This window comes from Candidatus Cloacimonadota bacterium (assembly GCA_034661015.1).
Taxonomy (GTDB): domain Bacteria; phylum Cloacimonadota; class Cloacimonadia; order JGIOTU-2; family JGIOTU-2; genus JAYEKN01.
On sequence record JAYEKN010000295.1, the window covers coordinates 24,532 to 27,650 of the forward strand.

3 protein-coding genes are annotated in these 3,119 nt (G+C 33.9%); all 3 read right to left on the reverse strand.

The features are described 5' to 3' along the window. Positions 1-12 precede the first annotated feature (12 nt). The gene (locus U9P79_10400; protein ID MEA2105024.1) at positions 13-1,905 is read right to left on the reverse strand and encodes a hypothetical protein; all 1,893 of its coding nucleotides are present in this window, start codon (positions 1,903-1,905) and stop codon (positions 13-15) included. Between the two features lie 459 nt (positions 1,906-2,364). Next, entirely contained in the window at positions 2,365-2,904 is a 540-nt protein-coding gene (locus U9P79_10405; protein ID MEA2105025.1) for an epoxyqueuosine reductase QueH, read from the reverse strand. Positions 2,905-2,928: 24 nt separating this feature from the next. Continuing rightward, positions 2,929-3,119: hypothetical protein (locus tag U9P79_10410; protein MEA2105026.1), on the reverse strand; the 191-nt coding region annotated here is incomplete at its 5' end.

Below are 3,119 nucleotides of genomic sequence, written 5' to 3' on the forward strand. Positions count from 1 at the left end.
GCTCATATTTAATTAGTCCTTAAAGGCTTTCATTCGTTTTTCATATTGGGGATTATCAGGTAAAATTTCAGCAGCTTTTGAATAATATGCCTTAGCTGCATGCCGATCGTCAATCTCTAAACTCTGATCACCGAGGAATAAATATTCATAAAAATCATAGGGATTTATTTGCAGACAAATTTCGCAGATGTCAATTGCCTCCGGATACTTACCCATCGCTGCCAAAATATTTGCCTTGGAAAAGTAGAAATGCCAGATTGGTAGTTTGTTAATCGCAGAATTCGCCACGAAAAGTGCCTTCGAATATTGATGAGTTTCCATATAATGATCTATCAGGAATTTGCGAGGAGCAATGAATTCGGGATACTTCTCAATAGCCTCATTCATAGCTGCTATTCCTACAAACACATTACCTTTGCCGAATTCGATTATCCCGAGATAGTAAAGGGGGAGACAAAAATTGTTTGAGAGGGACTTTGCTTTTTGAAATCCGGCAAATGCTTGCGTGTTATCTTTGCTCATAAAATATCGTAGCGATTGATTTAGCACATGCAAAGCGGATTCTGATATGCCAAGCGAGGTTGCTCTTATTGACAAATTTTGGAATTCTAAATTTTTCAGCAAATTCTCATCCGTGCATTTCCAATATGCTTCTGTTATGTATTTTGAAAATAGATTACGATTATTATTACATAGGGAATTGAAGGCACAGAGAATTTTATAATAGGGTTGCTTTTCCGAATCAATCTGACCAAACAGATTGTCCATTGCGGATTTTCCCAAAACATAGTGATTTTGTTTGATGTTATCGCTTAACAATAAAATTATTTCAGCGAATTTATTATATAGCTGCAATTCTTTAAGATTATTTTCTATTTCTGGCAGTTTTTCGAGAAGTGAAATGTTCAGAGACAGAGTATCAATCATCGAAATGGTGTCCGTAAAACAAAGCATCCGAGTTAGCGTTTCTATATAAATTGAAAACTCGTTGTTATCATAATATGATTTTCGAAAAATTGATAGTTTGCGGTTGCGGATCATATTATCAATATTTCGGATTTGATTATCGGATTTGGAAATTAAAGCGTTGAGGTTTTGAACCATTATTGAATCGTTCTTATCATCATAAAATTGGAAATATGGAGAAAAAGTCTGCCGGGTAATTTCAATTTCGTTTTTAAAAATTTCAAAATCTTGCTTGAAGGATTCATCGGAATTTTTTGCAAATTCCTGTTGAAGAAGGTTATATTTTTCGTTTTCTGAAGTAATATATTTTGTAATCGAATTTCTGAGAAGTTCGGTTGCATCAAAAAAGAATGGTAAATTTTTTATCTTATTTTCATCCGAAAGGAACATTTGCAATTTTTCATAAGATTGTAAGTAATTACCTGATTGATACGAATCCTGTCCCTCGACATAATATGCCATATATTCCTGCTCAAAAGTAAGAGGTAGCGGAGGGATTTTTAGCTCTCCGGAGCACTCTTTTTTGAAGCACAATTTGAATGGCTCTTTTACGGAAAGGTCATGCCTTTGAAAAGTGGCAATTAGTTTTTCAGTTTTCTTTCCCTTTTTAATTTCAATCATTCTAATTGGTGGTATTTCCTTATTCTCCTGCTTTATAAATAGTTTTTGCTTGAATTTTTTATAATATTTTTTCAGTTCCCATTTCTCTGCTGATGTGAAAGTGAGATAAATTGTATCCGAAGAGGCTATTCTTTGTAAACTAAAATTTTTTGTTCCGGTTGAATCAGAAAGAAAAATATTTAAAGTCCGTTTTTCCTTAGAAGGTATGGGAAATAATTTCCGTTTGTAGAAAGTCAAAGTTGCTGATGTTTCAGCAAATGAGTTCGCACACATCAAGATAATGAGCGAAATAAGAGGGATGATTATTCTCTTTTTCATATAATATTAACCTTTCATACTTGAGGCTTTACCGAAGTCATTTCCAAACGTATGGCTAAAGTCTTCGGTTTTGTGATTCTAAGAACAATAATTGTGCCAATGTTTGCAGCAGATTAATAATTGTAAAAAATATGTATTTCGAAAAGAATCACTTAAAGATTCTGTTTTTGCAAGCTGATTTAGAGTCCATCCGTAAACTACTATTTTATCAACGGGTTTTGGCAAAATGATTCGACGCAGAAAAACACTGATTCGGCAGATAAACCCCTGTTGAATATTAAAATACAAAGCATTCAACGGGGCAGGCGCTGATACTAATCTCTTTGTAATTAAATTTTTTATCTGCGTAAATCATTTTTTTCAGCGTTCATCTGCGTCCAATCTATACTTTACGGACAGACTCTAAATAGAAATGAACTGTTACTGATCATTCCCGTAACAGACTTCATTCATTTCCAATTACCTCTTTATATAATACCGTTCTCTTTCACTATAAATGCAACCGCAATATTGCTGACGATACATATTTCTTTCTTTGGAAAGTCGAATTCCCTCTTTCCAATATTCACGCAAATCACGCGAAAGAAATTTCACTCCGTATTTTTTTGCCAGATCATTTCCAATCGTAATTATTTTTTCATGTTGCTGAAATTTGCTGTATAAAAGCGTGGAAGTAAAATAATCAAAATTTCCTCTTTTGGCGTAGATTGCCGTATTTAGCAATCGGTCATAATAACAATAATCGCATCGGCGGTTTTCTCGAAAAACCACGTTTTGCAACCATTTTTCAAGTTGGTATTCATCTTTATAAATAATTCTGCATTTCTCCTTTCTTTCAAATTTTTTCACTTCTTCCAACCGCTTCGCATATTCCGTGTAAGGATGAATATTTGGATTATACCAGAATCCCATCAGATCAAATTCATCTTTGAGATGGAAATAGGGTGCCACAAAACATGGAGCACAACAAACGTGGAAGAGAAGTTTTTTATTTTTCATATTAAAATTGATTAAACACAAAGTTCACAAAGGGCACAAAGAAAAACAAATAAAACAGAAATATCGCAACTTTTCTTCATCGATATATCCATTTTGGGTTTCGTTAATATTCAAAACGCATTTTAATCTTAAATTAAGCGGTTCCCGTTTCCAAGCACCCAGCATTATTCTCGTTCCCAAGCCCCAGCTTGGGAACGCAATAAAACGAAAAGCAC

Bases quoted from the DNA above. Each gene is read 5' to 3' on its own strand.
- U9P79_10400 (MEA2105024.1), bottom strand. From the start codon at position 1,905: ATGAAAAAGAGAATAATCATCCCTCTTATTTCGCTCATTATCTTGATG.
- U9P79_10405 (MEA2105025.1), bottom strand. From the start codon at position 2,904: ATGAAAAATAAAAAACTTCTCTTCCACGTTTGTTGTGCTCCATGTTTT.